Origin of the sequence: Streptomyces sp. SID13031 (assembly GCF_010548305.1) — a bacterium.
In the GTDB taxonomy this organism is placed as follows: Bacteria; Actinomycetota; Actinomycetes; order Propionibacteriales; family Kribbellaceae; genus Kribbella.
The window spans coordinates 769,611-787,545 of the sequence record NZ_JAAGLV010000001.1 but is presented as its reverse complement, the minus strand read 5'-3'; the positions used below and the strand labels follow the sequence as shown (position 1 = coordinate 787,545).

Genomic DNA, 17,935 nt, shown 5'->3' with positions numbered 1-17,935 from the left:
GTTTGGGGGGTTGCGTTGACAGGGGTGAGCGGGGGTCTTCATGGTGGGCGGACCGCCCCCAATCGTGAGGATCCGCTCATGCGTCAATCACCTGATCGTGCTCGTGCAGTCGGTGCCGGTATCGCCGCTGTCGCCCTGCTGGCCGCCTTCACCGCAGTACCGTCCCAGGCTTCCGAGCCATCCGCGAGCGGACCGGCCGAGCCGAGGACCGCCGCCAAGGAGACCACTGCTGCGGATCGGCAGATGCTGGCTCAGCGCCCATTGGTCGAGGCCGCCGAACGCCTGGCCGTCGTAGCGGAATCGCCCGCCCTGCAGGGATTCGCGGGCATCGTGCTCACCGAGGACGCCGTCCAACAGCGCACCGGCGCCTCGTCGAGGGAGTCCCTTACTGGGGCCACGTCTTCGTCGGTCAGTTCCTGTGCCAGAGCGGCATCACCAGCGCGGCGGCCACCGGCGGACCGGTCTGCAACATCAAGGTGCTGTTCTTCTACAACGACCGGGAAGACCTGGTGGAGGGCGAGCAGATGAACGGGCAGGACGCGGCCCGCGGCGGCGGCCCCGTCTACTCCCGTGGTGACGCCGGCCTGATCGCCAACGGAACCGTCACCCGCGGCGCCGGCCCCCGGATCGGCTTCCAGGACTTCGCCACCGCCAACCGGGACTTCGGCGTCAGCATGTCCTGAGGCGCAGCGCCTAGGCGCCTTCGCCGAGCAGTCGGACGAGTTCGTGGCGGCCGGTGAGCTCGAGTTTGCGATAGACGCCGGACAGGTGGAACTCCACCGTCCGGCGGGCCAGGAAGAGCTGGTTCGCGATCTCGGGGTCCTCGCCGACTGCCTGCAGGGTCTTGCCCAGTTCGTACTGGGCGGAGGCCTCGTCCAGGAGGTGGCCCGCAGCCTGCAACCTGCTGACGGCCTCGATGAGCAGCGGCTCCCGTTCGCACCTGGGCCGCGTCAACGCCACCACGTACTGCGCGAAGCCGATCGCGCCGGTGGTTCCGAAGAGCTGCGCACGCTCGAGATTCTCCTCCGCGAGCCGATCTGCTTCCGCTGACCGGCCCAATCGCAGCAGGGTTTTGACAGCGCAGAATCATTGCCTTCGGCAACAGGGCTCGGAGTAGGGCGATCGTCGACCGCAGATCGCCCTTCCTGTGCAGGGCCCGGGCCCGGAGCAAGTCCAACTCGATCAGGTCCCACTCGCTGACCTGAGCCACAACCTTTCTCCGCGCGACCAGCGCGGCCGAGTACGCTCGCGCCGGTACGGCCGCCACCGAGAGCGTGAACAAGGCGTGCCAGTACAGGTCGAGCTCCCGTACAGGATCCGCTTCAGCCAGTACGGCGTCCGCGTCGCGCAGTGCCGCTCCCCCCATCGCCGCCAGTCAGCGTTGCCAAGCCGGACCGGCCCGCCCGCAGGGAAAGAGACAGCCGCGGATCCCCGTGGGACCGTGCTTCGGCCAATGAATCATTTGCGCAAAACCCACGGATCCGATTGATGATCGGAGCTCGCCCCGTCGTTCGCAGGGGCGTTGCCGCTAGTTGATCGTCCATTGCTGGAGGGCGGAGTTCGTGTTGGGTTGTTGGGTGACCTTGGCGCCGTCCGTGGTGGAGGCGGTGGTCAGAAGCAGACCGCTGTTGACCGCTGTGAGGGTGTAGGTCCCGTTGGCGAGTTTGGTGGCGGTCCAGCGCTGGTTGGAGCCGTTGGTGCAGGTCCACTGGATGATGGTGGCGCCGGCGGTGGTCGCGCCGCCGTTGACGTCGGCGCAGAGACCAGAGGAGTTGTTCTTGAGGGTGTAGGAGCCATCGGCCTGCTGGGCGAAGGTCCACTTCTGGTTGACGTCCCCGTGGTTGGTCCAAGTGATCAGCTGAGTTCCCGGTGCCGTACTGCGATCGGGATCGTCCAGCGCCTTCCCGCCGGTGGAGACCGTGTGCACGCCGTTGAGGTTCTGCGGTGCGGTTCCGACCTGGGTGACGGTGAGGGTCTGCTCCGCCCCGGTACGGGTGCCGCCGACGGTGTTACCGGTCGTGTTGGTCCAGTCCCGGGTCGGCGTGGTTTCGGCGAGACGTCCGGAGTCCGTGGAGAGGCCGAGGACGAGACCGCTGTACCGGTTGACGAATCGGAAGGTCCCGCCGGAGTTCTTGATGAGCCACCATTGCTGGCCGGCGGTCGGACCGGCTGACCCGATCGCGGTGACACTCGGCTTGGCGCCCCAGGCGCGACTGGTCGTCGTACCGGCATCGACGCCAAGGGCTTGGCTGGTCGACGAGTTGAGGATCTGGTAGGAGCCGTCGCCGACAGCAACGAAGTACCAGCCTTCAAGGGCCGAGCCCGACGCCGTGCCGACGGAGGTGCTTGCCGTGGTCCCGGCTTGCTGGGCGAGGATCCGGCCGCCGGCGTTGGCGATCCGGTAGGTCTTGGTGAGATCGAGCGGCGCGGCGGCTGGGGCTGTCGAGGTGATCGTCAGATTGACGTACTCACCGGAGGTGCCGCCGGAGCAGCCGAAGGAGCAGTACGAGCGGAATGTCTTGCCGATGATGGTGGAGTTGGTCTTGTTCACGCTGTCGAGGAACCACCGGTACCACGAGGCCGTCGTGTAGCTCCCGGTGTCGCCGATCGAGTACCACTTCTGGCTGGTCAGATCGTCGGTGACGTAGAAGTGCTGCGGCTCGTTGCCATCCTGGCGCACTGCCTGCGGCTCGCCGATGTACAGCCCGAGATAGGCGTTGTACGCGATGTCCATCACGAAGAGCGGAGACGTCGGTGACAGGGTGCCCGCGGCGACCTGCTGATCCACCGTGCCGGTGCCGGCGGGACTGTACTCCTTCGCCAGCGGCGTGTAGCCAGCCGGATTGCTCGCGTCGACGGGCACGAGGTTGCTCTCGCGGCCGCCGGCTCCGGGCTGCGACCACGATCCGTCGTACCACTTCTGCCATGAACTGGGGGCCATCTTCGCCGACATCTTGGCCCGCGCGACGTGCTGCCTGAAGTTCTTCCAGCTGCCCGACTTGTCGACGATCCGCGAGCCGTAATACACGTAGAAGTAGCCCGAGGCGGTGTCGACGAACAGCCGCTGGTCGCCGTCGCCGTACGAGTAGGTCTGGTTCGGGAAGGCCGTGGTGTCGTTGCGCTTGGTGCTGTACGGCGAAGTGATGACGTGGTTCTTGATCGTCCAGGTCCTGCCCTGGTCGGTCGACACGGCGTAGTCGATGGCGTCGTAGTGCAGGCCGTCGCCGAAGGGCTGCGGCGTGAACTCGTTGTGCACCAGGCCGTACCAGTCACCGGTGTCCGGATCGACCCAGACACCGGCCAGGTCACAGAAGTTCTTCTGCGAATAGCCCGAGCCGCTCGGGGCGAACGTCGACTCCAGTCCGGTAGGACTGTTGTTGCAGCGCCAGGTGGTGTCGTTGTTCTTGTCGCTCGCGTTGGCCGGATTGGTCGCGTTGCTGATGGCGGTCGACCTGGTCGCGGTGTCGAAGTTCGGGCCGGTGTAGAAGTCCCACTTGCGCGGCTCCGTGGCGCCGTACAGGGCGGCGGACTGCTGGAAGTAGAACGTTCCGTCCTTGTCGATGTACGCGCCGGCCGGGGTGTCGGTGGGCGTACCCCAACTGCCCTTGGTTCCGACGGTGATGGTGTACGACGCGCCCGTCGGCGGTGCCGCCGACGCGGCCGGGCCGATGCCGCCGACGCCGAGCCCCAGGGCTAGCAGGGCCACCACAGCTGTCTTCCGAGAACGTGACATAGGAGCTCCTTGGGTCCGGGACGGCGTCGTACGCGGAACCATAGGATTCATTTGACCGGTAAACAAGACCGGCGCTGAGAGAAAATTGCTGGCCAGTACGGACTTCGGCGTTGACGGCTGTTCCGGTGGCGGTCGATACTCGGCAAGTCAGTTGACCGGTCCAACAGATGAGGTTCGCCTGTGGTGACGATGCAGGACGTGGCCGCTCGAGCGGGCGTCACCAAGCAGACCGTCTCGAACGTGGTCACCGGCCGGGCCGCGGTCCGCCCGGACACGGCCGCGCGGGTCCGGGCCGCGATCACCGATCTGGGCTACGAACCGAACCTGGTGGCCCGTTCGCTGGCCACCGGTACGACGATGACCGTGGGACTGATCGTGCCGACCGTCGCCAGTCCGTTCTACTCCGAGATCGTCGAAGAGGTCGAGAACGTGCTGGATCAGCACGGCTACCACCTCGTGCTGTGTACCACCCGGGGGGACGGTGACCGCGCCAAACGGCAGCTGGCCGGGCTGTCCAGCCGGCTGGTCGACGCCCTGCTGATCGCCGGCGACCGGGACCTGACCGATCCGCTCGCGTTGCTTCCGGACCCACGGTTCCCGATCGCCTTGTGCGCCTGGGAGACGCAGATCCCAGACTCGCTGCCGGTGGTGACCATCGACTACGAGCACGCCGGCTTCCTGGCCGGCAAGCATCTGCGCAGCCTGGGCCACAAGCGAGTGGCGGCCGTCGTCGAGTTGCCGACCCATGAGCGGAGGCTGAGCGGCTTGCGGGCGGCGTTCGCACGGAACCGGCTACGGATCGGTGACGACATGGTGTTCGCGCCTACGGAAGCCACGCCTGCCGGTGGGTTCGCCGCGGCACAGGCGGCGCTGGCCGCCGATCCGTCGCTGACGGCGATCTTCGCTTCTCATGATCTGCTGGCGCTGGGAGTGCTCGAGGCGGTGAAAGAGTCGGGCCGATCGGTTCCCGGCGATGTCTCGGTGATCGGATTCGACGACACCGCTCCCGTGGCCCTGACACATCCGGCCCTGACCGCGGTGGCGATCCCCAGCCGGGAGATGGCACAGCAGGCGACCTCTCTCCTCCTCCGCGCAATCGCCGAAGGCGCGCCACCGGTCAACTCGGCCCAGCTCCTGCGAACCTCCCTCGTAATCCGCGACAGCACCGGCCCTGCCCGCCGCTAAGACCCCTGAACCGCAGCATCGCCGACCTGACGCCGAAGAAGGCCACCAAGCCTGGATGCTCCAGCGCCAGGCGTGAGATCAGCGGCGGTCGGGGCGCTGGCCTTTGCCGCGGGGATCGTCGGGTGGCGCCTCGTTGGACCGGTCGGCCTCACGCCAGTACTCGAGATCCCTCGCCGGACCTGAGCCGGGCGGTTCCGGCGTACGGTCCGGGTCTTCGGGGTGATCCGGGCCGCCGGTGAAGACTCTTCGCACTAGCCCGACCAGGCCGCCCCGGTCCGGCTCAGGGTGGCGCGGCGGCGGTGGAGGGTTTCCAGGGGGCCTCGACGGGTTGGTCTCGCTCGCTCGCCGCTGGGGTGGGCCACCGGTTGGATGCGTAGCGGGATCCTCCTCTCGCGACGTGCCCGGCGAGGCAGACATCTGCGGACTACCGGCCCCCAGGTCCATCACGGCCAGGTGCGTGAGCTGCACCGGTGGGTCGAACGGCGGCCGTGCGACACACGCCACGAAAGCGAAGTTCTGGTGCGACGCGGAAAGGTCTCGCCAGACCTCGTGGCGGATTTCGCCCGAAACCACGATTGGCACGCCGCTGCCGTCCTGCGGCCGCGGTACCTCGCGAGCGGCCGGCTGCGGAATGCTGCCGCCCGCCGATGACCAGTGAGCGGGGAGGTAGGGCGGCTCGTGCGCCTCAGCAAGGTCGGACTGGTGCCGGTCCCAGTCCAGCCGCATCCAGGCCAGGTACTCCACCCTGGCCCATTCCGTCCAGCGCGCTTCGCACTCCTCCAGGCTGGGGAGCGTCGCCTCCGCGTCGCGGGACATCCAGCCGACGAAGGTGTAGAGCGGCCTCGATCCGTCGGTGTTCATGCTGTCGCTCAGCAGTCCGGCCTTGCAAGCCCCTCCGACGAACAGCAGCGGCCCGCTGCGAGCAGCGACGAAACGGGGGCCGCGGTCCAGGTCCTCGCCCCCGCCGGTTGTGCTGATGACGAGTCTGTTCAGCCATTCGACGTCGACTTCGCGGGGTCGGACCCGCCACCACCGGTCGGCACGCCGGGTGCGGCCGTACAGCACGAGCTGCCAACTCGGCGGCGCGTTCATTGCGACACTTCCACACCATCACGGAACCTGGGCAGCCGGTCGAGTTCTGCGAACAGGGTGTCGGCACGCTTCGCAGCGACCTGCTGCACCGCGTCGTAGCTGCCGAAGTCTCGCTCGGCGATCACCTCCTGGTACACCGCGTCCCTGATGTCGGAGCGGCGGAACAGCGCCCCGGCGCCCTGCCTGAGCGCGGCCAGCCGGTTCTGTAGAGCCTGCCGGGTCTGGGCCGCGTCCGCGGCAGCGCCTTTGGCCGCGACGGACAGCTGGTACATGTACTCCGCCAGCGAGTAGATCACCGGGAGGTGCAGGTCGCGAGGATCGATGTCGCCGGTCTCCACCCGGGCCGGCGGGTGGAGGCCGAAGTGCCCGAGGGTGACCGGACAGACCAGAGTCGACAGGCCTTGGCTGAAACCGATGCCGATCAGCTCCTGCACCTCGCGGACGACGGCGTCGAGAGAGTCGCGCCGCCAGGGCGGGATCAGATCGGCTTTGGTGATCAGGATGACGATCGAGGGCAGCGGCTCGTCGGCCTTCATCCGCGCCTGGACCGCGTTCTGCAGCAGGGAGGTCATCCGGCGTAGTCCGGTCCGGCCGAGGATGTCGCGCCGGGTGCTTTCCGTCACCGGTTCGACCAGATACCCGCCGTCGATCACCAGGTAGACACTGTCGGATCGCTCGAGCCGGTCCTGGAGCCCGGCGACGTCGCCGGATTCCGCGCCCCGGGCGTCGCTGAGCGCGCCACCGCGATAGTCCAGCCAGTCGATCGCCAGCAACGGACTCAGGCCGTCGAGGAACAGGAACGTGTACGGGATGTTGTCGGCCAGGTTCGGCGGCGGGAGCTCGCCGTCCTCGAGCAGCTTGTCCCATCGCTCGGCCAGGACCAGATCGACGTCCGGGTCGGTGGCGTTGAGGAAATAGCCCTTCCGGCCGGCCGACAGCTCGGCGTACATCCCGAGCAGGAACGTCGTCTTGCCTGATCCCCGGGTGCCCAGAGCCGTGATCGTGAGGCTCGGATAGTCAGCCATCAGTTGCCTTTCAGAAGAGGTAGACATCCTCGAACAGGGATCCGAGCTGCTTGCTCGGCTCGATCAGTGGCTGCAGCAGCGCCATCCCGGATCGGTACTGCTGCACGTTTTCCCGGTGAATCTGATCCCAGCTGGGCTCGCCCGTGATGATGCTGGTCATCCGGTCCAGCACACCCCGCTTGCGCTCGGCCAGCTGGACCAGCTCCGCATTGCGCTCGACCTCGGCCACCAACTCATTGCCGATTGCAACGATTCCGATGTGCAGGCACCACAGCACCGGCAGCGTCACGTTGAGCGGCGACTGTCCGCAGGCGACCGGAACCACTGCTCCGTGCAGGTGGGACTCCGCGCCGACGCCACGGACGAGATCGCCCAGCACGTCATCGGCCGCCGCGGCGGTCTCCTGCTCCCTGGTTCGGACCAGGTCCCATTTCGTCAGCGCGACGACCAGCGGCATCGGCGCGGTCCGATCCATCAGCAGCCGCAGCGTGGTGGCGACGACCGGCCGGACCTTCGAACGCGACCGCAGACCGTTGCCCAACTCGGTACTGTCGATCATGACGACCAAGCCGTCGGCCGTGGCAAGGTCGGCGCGTAACTGCTTCGCCTGCGGCGAAGTGGTCGAGAGCTCCGTCAGGGCGCCGCCACGGTAGTCCCGCCAGACGAAATCGAAGAATCGCTGCCCCGAGTGCCAGAGCTGAAGGTTGTACGAACTGCGGCGATCGCTGGCCAACGGGTACACACCCTGCTGGATCCGGGCGGCGTTGTTGAGCAACCACAGGTGGTCGGCAGGCCGCTCCGCGCGGAGGGTGAACGGCCCATGGCCACGGCTCATGGCGCCGTACATCGAGCTGACGTACGACGTCTTCCCGGCGTTGCTCACCCCAAGCATCAAGATCTTCATCGGCTCACGACCCCGGCGTCCGGACCCGCCTCATCCCCGCGCGTCCGCTTGACCGGACGTCCCTCGTACACCTGGGCCGGGTCGTCAGCCTGCGGAACGCGTGTTCGCCGAAGTGGATGACCGACCCACTCCCCCGAAACCGAAGCAGGCTTCACCTCCAGGGCGGTGACGGCGCGCGGCGGCCCGCTGGTGACCGGCTCGGCGCGAACCACTGTCGCCGAGGGGCGGTCCAGCGCTTCCAGGGCGTCCGGCGGCAAGAGCGGGCGTAGGTCGCGCAGGAGGTCACGATGCCACGGCTGGATCCGGTCGGCGGACCGGGCGGAGCGGATCGACTCGGTCACCCCGACGGCCGGGCAGCCACCCAGCCGTTCGAACGCCGCCTCCAGCCAGGCCCGGGCAGCCGGCTCGGATCCGCGCTGCAGAAGGCGGCGGACCTGATGCAGGTCGTGATGGAACGGGTCGGCCAGAGCGCCGGCCGGGTACGGGATGGTCACCCGGTCGGCCATCGACTGCTCCAGCAGGTCCAGCGCGTCGTCGAGCTTCTCGGCGTACCCGGTGCGGCGGAGCAGGTGATACGCGTCGATGGCGGCCACGATCGCGACGTGCCCGAGGCGGACGGCCCACTCGAACTGGACGCGCCTCTCTCCTTCGCCGACGGCCGCCTCGGACGGTCGACGGAACCCGCTGGTCGAGGTCGACTCGAACCAGTCCAGTCGTTCCGGCGTCCAGTAGTCGCCGGTGGGCAACTGCGTCCGGACGACCTGAGTGAGATTGCGGATCGGCTCGCTGCCGCCGAGGTTGCAGCCGCCGAGTCTCAACTCCAGCTCGCCGGCCACGACGTCGGCCGAGACCAGCAAGGTCGGCAGGTCGGCCAGATCGTGGGCGATCAGCGCGTCGTGCGGCCAGGGGATCAAGCGGTCTGTCCACCGCACCAAGGCAGCCCGGTCGTCCTGCAACGGCATCAGCGCGGATCGCAGCCGGAGCGGAAGTGGCCGCCAGGCAGGATCGCCGTCCTGGTGCGACGGCACGAAAAGGACCAACGGCGGCATCGCCGTCAGATCCGGATAGAGACGTTGGACGGCCGCGCGCAACGACCCGGGTCCGTCCCGCACCGGGTAGTTCTTGAACAAGCGCTGGATTTGGTCGCGCTCCAAGCTCTGCAGGTGGTTGCGTGCGTCATCGGCGGACTGGTCGCGGCGTACCTGGACGTACTGTTCCCGCGCAAGCTGACGGTCTTCCTCGCGCCGGCGGGCGTCCACGATCGCGGACTCCGCCTGCTCACGTTCACCGCGTCGCGCGGCGACGCGTTCCTGGTAGATCTCCAACCCCGCGGTGGCGAACTCGAACACGCTACTGACGGCATTGGAGACAGCGCTGATCGGATCTGCAGCCATCCCCCTGCCCAGCCGCCAGGTGGGCGGCACGATTCTCGCTGCCACCGCCGACGACCGGTTCCCCCTCCAGCTCGACCATGCGCCCTTCTCCTGGACATCGCAAGGTCCCGCTCGCAACTCGGTCCGCGCCGCGGGGGCGAGCTATCGCCAACACAGCGGGTGACTGGCATGCTCGAACGAGGGAGGCGCAGGCCATCCGGAGGGGCGGTGCCTGCTGCCGTGGGGCAACGCGTCAAGGGGGAACCACGCATGACGAAGATTCCGGAGGCTCGCGCGCGACGGGATCGCAGTGTTACCGCGACCGCTGGGATCCGCCGGCCGATCCGGCGCAACTCGTCGACGACGCGGGCTTCCGGGCCAGCTCGCATTCCACGAGGCCCGGGCCCGGTGGCGTCGGCGCGGCCGAATGGCTACTGCGCAATCTCAGCGAGCACCGCATCTCGCAAGGGCTCGAGATCATCGAGGCACTCGACGATGTCCTCAACAACGCCAGCGTCATCCTGCTCGTCACCGTCGGCAGCAGACGCCTGCTGCTGCCCGGCGACGCCCAGGCCGAGAACTGGTCGCTCACGCTGGACCAGGTCGAGGGAAGCAACGGCCGCAAGCGGAACAGCCGGCTCGCCACCACCCTGAGCAAGGTCGACCTCTACAAGGTGGGCCACCACGGCAGCCGGAACGCGACGCCCAAGCGGCTGACCCGGCACTGGGAACAGACCGCGGCAAGGCCAAGTTCACCTACACGGCCGGCCCGCCCATCCACCCGCAGTGATCCAGCTCGGTCGGCTCACTCGTTCGCCTCACCCGGTGTTGCGGTGGGCAAAGGAGGCTCGAAGGACGGTGTAGGTGTCAGCTCCTCGGACGGCTTCTCGCTGTTGTCGACGGCAGTGCCCGTGAGCGTGACGTCGTGCACGATGCCGCCCGGGTACACCTTGACGACGAAGGACGCCTGGCGGACCCCGACCGTGGTGGGCCGGAACTTCAGCCGCACCGAGCAGGACCGATCGGGTGCCAGGGTGCCGTTGCATTGCTTCGTCAGCACGAAGTCGCCGGCCTGGTCACCCGCCAGGTCCGAGGTGGTGACCCGGATCGTGGTGGTACCGGCGTTGGTCAGGCCGATCTGATGGCAGGTCACGGTCTGTCCCAGCGTCGCCTCGGGGCACCGTCGGCTCGCTTCCAGCTTGAGGCGCGGACCTGGCCGCGAGGTCGAGGACTTACTCGTGGTCGGGCTCGGCGTGGGCCGGGTCGTGACCTTCGGTGTGGGCCGCACTGTCGCAGATTTGGTGGCGGACTTCGTCGGCTGTGGTGTCGCCGGCGTGGGCGACGGACCCCGCCGGGTGTTCACGAACGTGCCGGGGCCGTCCGCCGTCAGGGAGCCGTGTCCGGCGATCGCTTCCGGCAGTGTGAACCCGCCTACGCTGACGATGAGCGCGACAGCGCTCAGGACGGCGACCCCCGCGCCGCGGATCAGGCCCGCTCCCTGCGTGGTGATCACCGCCACGAGCACCGGGCTCAGTGCGGCCCCGGCCAGCGTCGCGCCGCGTCCTGCTCCCAGCGCCGGGATGATCGCCGAGCACACGAGCGACGAAAAGACGCCGAGCAGCAGCGACTTGCCGCTGAAGGCGTTGGTCTCTTTGAGTTGCCGGCCGACCTGCCGGCCGCGCTGGGTTTCCATCCTGGTCACCCCAGCCATGTCTGGGTCGTCGTCATTGTCCGCTTCCTCTCGGCTGCCGATGTCGACCAGACAGAGCTGCCGGCGGCAGATCTGATACGGCGTCCGATGGAGGACGTCTCAGGCCGGGCGGTCGGCGACATCGGCCGGACGTATTCACCGGCGGTCTGGCGACTCTACCGATCAGAGCAACGACGCGAAGCGGAGGAAACCCAGTGACCACGACAGCACGTCAGGCCGTCCCGCGGACCAGGAAGAGCGCCGCGATGAAGCCGTTCACCCGACGGATGATCGGTGCGATCAACTTCGCCGAAGCCGTCCTGACCCTGGTCGGACTCGTCGCGGCCTACGGCATCGCCGAACGGCTGGTCTCCGACCAGGAGCTCGCCGGGCCGGGCGGGATCGCGACCCGGACCATCCAATGGTGGGGACCTGACTTCACCACCACGTTGAACATGTCCCTGCTGATCCTCGGCGCGGCAGCAGGCGCGGTCGGCAGCGTCATCCAGCAGAGCATGATCTTCGCCCAGCGGGCCGGCCTGGAGACCCTCGAGCGCGGCTATGTCTGGTGGTACCTGCTGCGGCCGGTCTGGTCCGCCCTGCTCGGCTCGGTCGTCGTCGTCGCCGTCAACACGGGGCTGATCAGCATCGGCGACGAGACGACCTCCGAGGCCGGCGTCGCGGTTCTGGTGATGATGGGCTGCCTGGCCGGCCTCTTCACCGACCAGGCACTCCGGCGGCTGCGCCCGATGCTCGGCGCAACGCCGCCCGAGGAGACCCACGTGCCCGATGACGAGCTGGACCGGCCCGACGACAAGCAGTGATCACTCAGGCAGCAGCACAGCTCCTACTCCGGGCTGTGCTGCTCGCTGGGCTTCGGCGATCAGGGCCGCCGCCGCGTCCCGGCCGTTCTCACCTGTTCGCGACATCCGGGCCGCGATCAGGCCCACCACGATCGGGGTGCTGAACGAGGTCCCGCTCCACCTCGCCATCCCATGGAAATCCTCCACCCGGCCCTTGCCGACGTGCGGTGGCTGGCGGTACTTGTACCTCCCCTTGGGAAACGAGTTGACCAGGTCCTGGCCGGGCGCGTAGACGTCCACCCAGCCACCGTGATTGCTGAAACCGGCCCGTCCGCGCCAGTGGGCGCCCAGGGCGCCGACGGAGACGGTGAACGGCGCCGCCGCGGGCCAGAACGGCTCGCGACCGCTTTCATTGCCTGCAGCAACGACCATGACGACGCCCTTGTGATGCTGCAGCCGCCGCTCGTTGAAGACCGTGAAGGTGAGCAGCCGGGTCGCGTCGTAGCAGTAGGTCCCCGCCGACATGCTGATGATGTCGGGATAGTCGTGTTCGAGGATCTGGTCCAGCGTCTTGACCAGCTCGGCCTCCGTCACCACACCGCCGGTGCCGAAGCCACGGCGGACATGAACTTCTGCCAGCGGCGCAACGCATCTGATCACGCCCGCGATGAACGTGCCGTGGCCCGCGTACCCGCGGAGATTCCCGCCCTTGACGTCCTTGTCGCGATCCCCCGTCACTCCCGCCAGCCAGCTGTTGCGTTTGGCTGCCTTCCGATCGAGACCGGTGTCGACCACGACCACCCGGACTCCCGCGCCTGCCGCGCGATCCGCGGTGTAGCCGGGATACGGCGCGCTGCCGGCGGGCATCGGTTCCGGCTCTTCCGCCGGACAGCCGGCGCCGTTGCCCGCCACGACCAGGACCGTGTTCGGCGCGCACGCGCCGGCGCCCGCGGCCGTGACCGGAACATCGCGGTCTCCGCCGCCCGGCAGGTTGATCCGGACCGAGCCGCCTTCGCGGATGATCCGGAGCGTCTCGAGCGTGTCCAGGTGCGGACTGTTGTTGAGCTTGAGCCGGACCAGCCGGACCCCGGCCAGCACAGGCTCCGACTCCGGTTGCTCGTCCCCGTCGCCGTACAGGATCTCCAGGTCGCTGAGAATGCCGCGAACCTGCTCGTAGTGCTCCTCACGGACCAGAATCGTGCCTGCCTCGAACAGGAAGTCCACCTCGCAGTCGGAGCCGACGGTCCGGCCCTGGTGAACCTTGAGCTTGTTGCCGGTGCCCGGGCCGTAGTGCTTGAGAATGAGTTCTCGCTGGGCCTGCTCCGCGGTCACCGGCGTACGCCGGCCCCTCCTTTTCCCCGTGTCCTGGGCCGAACTCTCCGCTGGTCTGTTCACGGCGCCGCCATCCCCCGGCGCGCCCGAATCGTCTTGCTGCATCGCCCCTCCCCTTTTGTTCTCGATCTCCCTAGACTCCTTGGATGTCAGCGCGCCGACGGCGAGACGGACCTGAGTACCTGCTCCCGCTGGCGGTGGCGCGGCCGGCCGAGGCTTTCGCGCTCGCCGGAGAACTGCTCGAAGCGTCGCCCGGTCCGCACGAGGCGTCGATCGCTCATCAGGCCCGGGCCATCGTGCTGCGCGACTCCGGCCGGCAGGTCGAGGCCCTCGCCGAACTCCGCCAAGCCGTGCGGCTGGCCAGGAAGTCCATGGCGCCGGGTCGCCTGGCCGATGTCCAAGCCACGCTCGGCCTGACCCTCGGACTCGCCGGCAGACCGAGGGAGGGACTTGCCGCCCTGGAGCAGGCGATCGGCAACAGTCGTGGGCTGGCGGCCGGCCGGGTCCTGACTCGCCGTGGCTATCTGTTGCGCGTGCTCGGCCGGTACGACGAGGCGCTCGCGGACCTGCGCCGAGCCATCACGCTGCTGCGTCGCGGCGGGGACCTGGTCTGGGAGGCACGCGCCCGGACCCATCGCTTTCTGGTTTACGCCGCGATGGGACAGGCGGCCCATGCCGACCAGGACCTCGTGGTGGCAGAGCGCCTGTCGGCAGCGACCGGACAGGAACTGGAGTCGGCGATGCTCGTGCACAACCGCGCGGATATCGCCTTCCAGGCCGGCGATCTGCCGGCGGCGCTGAGTTTTCTCGACGACGCGGCTGCTCGCTACGCGGCACTGCAGACCGACTGGCCCAGTCTGGCAATCGATCGGAGCGCCGTCCTGCTCGCGGCCGGGCTGGCGACCGAAGCCGTCGCCACGACCGAACAGGTTCTGCGGCGCTACCTGCGCCGGGGTAGCAAGGGCGCCGAAACGGCCGACCTGCTGTTCGCGGTCGCGCAGGCCGCACTGGCCGCGGGCAGACCTGATCTGGCCGCCGAACGTGCCATGGCTGCCAGTGAACTCTTCCGGCGGCAAGGGAGAAGGGGCTGGCTCGCCCGCGCGACGTTTGTCCTGCTGCAAGCTCGGTACGACGCCGGCCTGCGTGGCGACCAGCTGAGCACGAAGGCGGGCCGGCTTGCCGATCGACTCGACGAGTTGAACTCTTCGGACGCGCCCGCGGCCCATCTGCTCGCGGGCCGGCTCGCGGCGGATCGGCGCCCGGACGACTCCGATCGGCATCTGGCCCGCGCGGCCCGGTTTCGCCATCGTGGTCCTACCTTCGGCCATCCGGCCGGCTGGCTCGCGCACGCGCTGCGGGCCGAGGGCCGTGGCGCCACCGCCGCGACGCTGATCGCCTGCCGGCGCGGGCTCGAAGCGGCCGCCGACCACCAGCGATCGCTGGGCGCGCCAGAACTGCGTGCCCACGCTGCCGGTTACGGCGTCGAGCTCGCCGCCTTGGCCCAGCGCCACGCCGTACGGCGAAACGACGCGCGGCTCCTGCTGCGGTGGAGTGAGCAGTGGCGGGCCAGCGCACTGGCTTTGCCGCCGGTCCGTCCGCCCGACGACCCCGAACTGGCGGCCGAGCTGGCGGCGCTTCGCGACGTGGCTCGCCGCCTCGACGCAGCGGTGGTGGCCGACGGGGACACCGATCGGCTCCAGGCCGAACGGAACAAGCTCGAATCCGCCATCCGGGCCCGGACCCGGCGACTGGCGAGTCAGCGGCCGGGCAACGAGCCACAGCACCGCGATGCCGCCGCCGACGTCGGCGCCGTGATCGATGGCCTGGGCGATCACGTCCTGGTCGAGATCACCGCCCTCGACGGAGTACTGCACGCGATCACCGTCGTCGGACCGCGGGTGCGCATGTATCCGATCGGTCCGGTCGGGGTCGCCGTTCGGGAACTCGGGTTCGCATTGGCCATGCTGCGCAGGCTGGCCCACGGCCGGACTCCGGGCGGTGCCCTCGAACGGCTGGACGCGGCGGGACTCCGGTTGCAGCAGGTGCTGCTCGGGCCGGCAGTAGCCGATCTCGACGGGGCGCCCGTCCTGATCGTGCCGCCTGCGGCCCTGCCCGCGGTGCCCTGGGCGATGATGCCGGCGCTGAGACCGGCGCCGGTCGTGGTCGCGCCGTCGGCGTCCGTATGGTTGCGGGCCGGCCGGCTGCCGGTCCCCCGGCACCGCCGGGTGGTACTCGTCGCCGGTCCGGGTCTCGACGGTGGCAGGAACGAGATGAAGGAGATCGGACGGGACTATCCGGGGTCGATCGTCCTGACCGACGGCCGGGCCACCGCCGAGAACACGCTGGCTGCTCTCGACGGCGCCTGGACCGCACACATCGCGGCCCATGGGGTATTCCGGCGCGACAATCCGTTGTTCTCGTCGATCGCTCTGGACGACGGCCCGCTGACGCTCTACGACCTCGGCAGGCTCCGGCGGGCGCCGCTGCGGCTGGTGCTGTCCAGTTGCGAGTCCGGCGTCGCCGCGCCGGCCGGCGCGGACGAGTTCCTCGGCGCGATGTCTGCCCTGGTCCCGCTCGGAACGGCCAGCCTGCTGGCCAGTGTCGTCCCGGTCAACGACACGACGACCGCCGCGCTGATGGTCGACTTTCACCAGCGACTGCGTGCCCGTGCCTCGTTCGGCGTCGCGCTGCACGGCGCCCGCAGCAGGGTCGACGACGATCCGGTCGCGGTGGCGACCGCGCTGTCGTTCGTGGCGCTCGGCCGGTGAGCGGATCACAGGTTCACCCATGAGGTGATGACGGGTGTGCCGCGCGCCGACCGGCACCGGATCCGGACCGGACCGGGTGGCCACTGCTCGAGCAGAAAGCGTCCTAGATCATCGAGCTGGACTGTCTCCCGGCGTCCGTCGCCGTACTCCAGCTGGCACTCCGCCGGCGCGGCTCCGACAAGCTGGCCGATGACGGTCAGCCCCTCGGCACCCGGCGCGATCTCCACCTCGACCCGGACACCCTCGCCTTCGAACGACAGCAGGCGTTCCGTACTGCCGTCCGTCGTCGCGCGCCTGACCGCGTCGTACTCCAAGCCGGGCACAGCGCCGGCGGAGTCGGCGATCAACTCGGCAAGCCGGCCGTCGAGGTCGTGCATCCCGATCGCCGCCCGCGCGGCGGCGCTGACTCCCTCTGGCACCGGATCGGCTTGCAGCGCGACCTGTCGGAGCCACTCCAGCAGCGCGTCGTCGCCCTGGTCGGCGTTCATCGCTGGTCACCTCCGCCATCGATGGCCTTGGCGTCGAACTGGTACGAGCCGGCCGACATGATGTCGCGGAGTGCCGCCAGGCATCGTTGCCGGGTGGGCCCGATGCTGCCGACCCGCATGTCCAGCGCTGCCGCGACCTCCGTATAGCTGGGCGGCGGGTCGGCCATCAGCACTCGCAGCAGCGTCTGGCAGCGTGTCTTCAACAACCCGAACGCCCGCCACAACGCCGCGTCCTGCTCTGTCCGCAACAGTCCGTCGTCCAGCGGATCGGCATCGTCCGGCAGATCCGCCCAGATGTCGGAGACGACCACCTTGGACCGGCGGCGCAGGGCCGCGAGGCATTCGTGCCGCAGGGTGGTGGCCAGCCAGCTTCCGATGCTTTCCGGCTGCCGGACGGTGTCGATCCGCTCCACCAGGCGCAGCCAGGTGGTCTGGATGGCGTCGGCGGCGTCCTCGGAGTTCAGCCGCATCCCCCGGGCGATGAACCACAAGAGCTTCGTGTAGCGATCGGTCAGCGTCGCCCAAGCCACCGGATCCGCAGCGCGAACCCTTTCGACGAGTTCGGGAAGATCGAGTTCCGGTCGCTGCTCCATCGCATATCTCTCCGATGTTCCGGAGCCGGCGTACCGCCCCCTGCGGCATTCTCGCCGAAGACCACCACACAGTCCACTGTGCGCAGGCATCTCGAACCTCCTCGCATCGGCTTGATGTCGACAAGAGGCCGGACGGTGAGTCCTGATACCAGCGCCCAGCCTGCCCGGGCAGCCGTTTGATTCATTCCCCGGCCGGTCTGCGTCTACCGGTTGCCGATGAGGTGAGTCAGGACTCGCTGGGTTTTGCTGTCCTGGTTGGTGTCTGGTGGTAGGGCCTGGTCGGTGACGAAGGTGGTGAGGGCTCGTTGGTCGTCGAGGGCTTCTTCGGTGGTGGAGACGATGGAGAGTTCGAGGAAGTCGAGGGTGTCGTCGAGTTGCCAGCGTTCGGCGCGGATGTCGAGGGGGCGGCCTGCCGCGGTGGTCTGGAATTTGGCCCAGCGGGTGGCGGTGATCGGGTCGAGGGCTGAGACGGCTGCGAGGTTGACGCGGCCCTGGCTGCACGTGGTCAAGAAGGTCAGTTGGTCAGGGGTGAAGAGGTCGGCGACCGACAGGTCGGCCGCAGAGAGGCGTGCGTCCGACCACTCCGCCGTCATCGATGCGGCCAGCGCGTGTTTGGTCCCTGCCCAGTCCGCTTCGATCTTCAGTTCCGCATCGCCGAACGTGCCGTTCGAAAAGAAGTTCCGGTCGAGTTGAGACCAGCGGCACGGGCGGAACTTCACCGTGGAGTCGCCTTTGGTGGCGGACTTCGAGCGGGCTCGCAGGACGACGCCGAGGTCGAGCAGTTCGGTGGCCTCGGCGGCGGTGGTGACGTCCTCGCAGAAGACGATCGTCCAGGCCTTCGGGTCCGCCAGGTCCAGCTTGCCGATCGCGTCGGGGACAGCGGTTCCGGCGATGGTGACCTTGATCTCTACCGACTCCGGCTGCATGTCCGGGCCTCCGTTGCTGTTGA

17 protein-coding genes are annotated in these 17,935 nt (G+C 68.8%); 4 read left to right on the top strand and 13 right to left on the bottom strand.

Annotated elements, in window-relative coordinates:
* Positions 1-87: 87 nt before the first annotated feature.
* Positions 88-354: a hypothetical protein gene (locus G3I17_RS03365; RefSeq protein WP_164593777.1), complete on the bottom strand. Its 267-nt coding sequence runs from the start codon at positions 352-354 to the stop codon at positions 88-90.
* A gap of 122 nt (positions 355-476) precedes the next feature.
* Between G3I17_RS03365 and G3I17_RS03360 the strand changes: the two genes are divergently transcribed.
* Entirely contained in the window at positions 477-683 is a 207-nt protein-coding gene (locus G3I17_RS03360; RefSeq protein WP_239062096.1) for a hypothetical protein, read from the top strand.
* 10 nt (positions 684-693) lie between these two features.
* Here G3I17_RS03360 and G3I17_RS03355 read toward each other — a convergent pair whose 3' ends face one another.
* Positions 694-1,059 carry a LuxR C-terminal-related transcriptional regulator gene (locus G3I17_RS03355; RefSeq protein ID WP_239062095.1) on the bottom strand — a complete coding sequence of 122 codons (366 nt, stop codon included), beginning with the start codon at positions 1,057-1,059 and terminating at the stop codon, positions 694-696.
* A gap of 469 nt (positions 1,060-1,528) precedes the next feature.
* Positions 1,529-3,733, bottom strand: coding sequence for an RICIN domain-containing protein (locus G3I17_RS03350; RefSeq protein WP_164593775.1), 2,205 nt, complete (start codon positions 3,731-3,733; stop codon positions 1,529-1,531).
* A 189-nt stretch (positions 3,734-3,922) separates the two neighbouring features.
* Between G3I17_RS03350 and G3I17_RS03345 the strand changes: the two genes are divergently transcribed.
* Positions 3,923-4,918 carry a LacI family DNA-binding transcriptional regulator gene (locus tag G3I17_RS03345; RefSeq protein WP_203589727.1) on the top strand — a complete coding sequence of 332 codons (996 nt, stop codon included), beginning with the start codon at positions 3,923-3,925 and terminating at the stop codon, positions 4,916-4,918.
* A 78-nt stretch (positions 4,919-4,996) separates the two neighbouring features.
* On the opposite strand, the gene G3I17_RS03340 is transcribed toward G3I17_RS03345, so the two are convergent.
* The 6 genes from G3I17_RS03340 to G3I17_RS03315 all read right to left on the bottom strand — a co-directional run bounded on the left by G3I17_RS03340 (position 4,997) and on the right by G3I17_RS03315 (position 11,005).
* The gene (locus G3I17_RS03340; protein WP_164593771.1) at positions 4,997-6,010 is read right to left on the bottom strand and encodes a hypothetical protein; all 1,014 of its coding nucleotides are present in this window, start codon (positions 6,008-6,010) and stop codon (positions 4,997-4,999) included.
* Positions 6,007-7,035 (bottom strand): hypothetical protein, encoded by a 1,029-nt coding sequence (locus G3I17_RS03335; RefSeq protein WP_164593769.1) that lies wholly within the window; start codon positions 7,033-7,035, stop codon positions 6,007-6,009. The genes G3I17_RS03340 and G3I17_RS03335 overlap by 4 nt, the downstream gene beginning before the upstream one ends.
* Positions 7,036-7,045: 10 nt before the next feature.
* On the bottom strand, positions 7,046-7,939 hold the full coding sequence (locus G3I17_RS03330; RefSeq protein ID WP_164593767.1) for a GTPase domain-containing protein: 894 nt from the start codon (positions 7,937-7,939) through the stop codon (positions 7,046-7,048).
* Positions 7,936-9,333 carry a hypothetical protein gene (locus G3I17_RS03325; protein WP_164593764.1) on the bottom strand — a complete coding sequence of 466 codons (1,398 nt, stop codon included), beginning with the start codon at positions 9,331-9,333 and terminating at the stop codon, positions 7,936-7,938. The genes G3I17_RS03330 and G3I17_RS03325 overlap by 4 nt, the downstream gene beginning before the upstream one ends.
* A gap of 410 nt (positions 9,334-9,743) precedes the next feature.
* The gene (locus G3I17_RS03320; RefSeq protein ID WP_164593763.1) at positions 9,744-9,995 is read right to left on the bottom strand and encodes a hypothetical protein; all 252 of its coding nucleotides are present in this window, start codon (positions 9,993-9,995) and stop codon (positions 9,744-9,746) included.
* 122 nt (positions 9,996-10,117) lie between these two features.
* Positions 10,118-11,005: a hypothetical protein gene (locus G3I17_RS03315; protein ID WP_164593761.1), complete on the bottom strand. Its 888-nt coding sequence runs from the start codon at positions 11,003-11,005 to the stop codon at positions 10,118-10,120.
* A 212-nt stretch (positions 11,006-11,217) separates the two neighbouring features.
* Here G3I17_RS03315 and G3I17_RS03310 point away from each other — a divergent pair, with 212 nt between their 5' ends.
* Positions 11,218-11,826: a hypothetical protein gene (locus tag G3I17_RS03310; RefSeq protein ID WP_164593760.1), complete on the top strand. Its 609-nt coding sequence runs from the start codon at positions 11,218-11,220 to the stop codon at positions 11,824-11,826.
* Here the strand turns inward: G3I17_RS03310 and G3I17_RS03305 are convergent, their stop codons facing one another.
* Positions 11,827-13,242 carry a S8/S53 family peptidase gene (locus tag G3I17_RS03305; RefSeq protein ID WP_164593758.1) on the bottom strand — a complete coding sequence of 472 codons (1,416 nt, stop codon included), beginning with the start codon at positions 13,240-13,242 and terminating at the stop codon, positions 11,827-11,829.
* 41 nt (positions 13,243-13,283) lie between these two features.
* On the opposite strand from G3I17_RS03305, the gene G3I17_RS03300 reads away from it, so the two are divergent.
* Positions 13,284-15,905 (top strand): CHAT domain-containing tetratricopeptide repeat protein, encoded by a 2,622-nt coding sequence (locus tag G3I17_RS03300; protein WP_164593756.1) that lies wholly within the window; start codon positions 13,284-13,286, stop codon positions 15,903-15,905.
* Positions 15,906-15,910: 5 nt separating this feature from the next.
* Here G3I17_RS03300 and G3I17_RS03295 read toward each other — a convergent pair whose 3' ends face one another.
* The 3 genes from G3I17_RS03295 to G3I17_RS03285 all read right to left on the bottom strand — a co-directional run bounded on the left by G3I17_RS03295 (position 15,911) and on the right by G3I17_RS03285 (position 17,912).
* The gene (locus G3I17_RS03295) at positions 15,911-16,393 is read right to left on the bottom strand and encodes a hypothetical protein (RefSeq protein ID WP_164593754.1); all 483 of its coding nucleotides are present in this window, start codon (positions 16,391-16,393) and stop codon (positions 15,911-15,913) included.
* Positions 16,390-16,986 (bottom strand): sigma-70 family RNA polymerase sigma factor, encoded by a 597-nt coding sequence (locus G3I17_RS03290; RefSeq protein ID WP_164593752.1) that lies wholly within the window; start codon positions 16,984-16,986, stop codon positions 16,390-16,392. The genes G3I17_RS03295 and G3I17_RS03290 overlap by 4 nt, the downstream gene beginning before the upstream one ends.
* Before the next feature lie 203 nt (positions 16,987-17,189).
* Positions 17,190-17,912 (bottom strand): hypothetical protein, encoded by a 723-nt coding sequence (locus tag G3I17_RS03285; protein WP_164593749.1) that lies wholly within the window; start codon positions 17,910-17,912, stop codon positions 17,190-17,192.
* Positions 17,913-17,935 lie beyond the last annotated feature (23 nt).

What these genes read in the sequence shown, in the direction of transcription:
- G3I17_RS03350 (WP_164593775.1), bottom strand. Translation starts at nt 3,733, where the DNA reads ATGTCACGTTCTCGGAAGACAGCTGTGGTGGCCCTGCTAGCCCTGGGG.
- G3I17_RS03345 (WP_203589727.1), top strand. Translation starts at nt 3,923, where the DNA reads ATGCAGGACGTGGCCGCTCGAGCGGGCGTCACCAAGCAGACCGTCTCG.
- G3I17_RS03340 (WP_164593771.1), bottom strand. Translation starts at nt 6,010, where the DNA reads ATGAACGCGCCGCCGAGTTGGCAGCTCGTGCTGTACGGCCGCACCCGG.
- G3I17_RS03335 (WP_164593769.1), bottom strand. Translation starts at nt 7,035, where the DNA reads ATGGCTGACTATCCGAGCCTCACGATCACGGCTCTGGGCACCCGGGGA.
- G3I17_RS03330 (WP_164593767.1), bottom strand. Translation starts at nt 7,939, where the DNA reads ATGAAGATCTTGATGCTTGGGGTGAGCAACGCCGGGAAGACGTCGTAC.
- G3I17_RS03325 (WP_164593764.1), bottom strand. Translation starts at nt 9,333, where the DNA reads ATGGCTGCAGATCCGATCAGCGCTGTCTCCAATGCCGTCAGTAGCGTG.
- G3I17_RS03315 (WP_164593761.1), bottom strand. Translation starts at nt 11,005, where the DNA reads ATGGAAACCCAGCGCGGCCGGCAGGTCGGCCGGCAACTCAAAGAGACC.
- G3I17_RS03305 (WP_164593758.1), bottom strand. Translation starts at nt 13,242, where the DNA reads ATGCAGCAAGACGATTCGGGCGCGCCGGGGGATGGCGGCGCCGTGAAC.
- G3I17_RS03300 (WP_164593756.1), top strand. Translation starts at nt 13,284, where the DNA reads ATGTCAGCGCGCCGACGGCGAGACGGACCTGAGTACCTGCTCCCGCTG.
- G3I17_RS03295 (WP_164593754.1), bottom strand. Translation starts at nt 16,393, where the DNA reads ATGAACGCCGACCAGGGCGACGACGCGCTGCTGGAGTGGCTCCGACAG.
- G3I17_RS03290 (WP_164593752.1), bottom strand. Translation starts at nt 16,986, where the DNA reads ATGGAGCAGCGACCGGAACTCGATCTTCCCGAACTCGTCGAAAGGGTT.
- G3I17_RS03285 (WP_164593749.1), bottom strand. Translation starts at nt 17,912, where the DNA reads ATGCAGCCGGAGTCGGTAGAGATCAAGGTCACCATCGCCGGAACCGCT.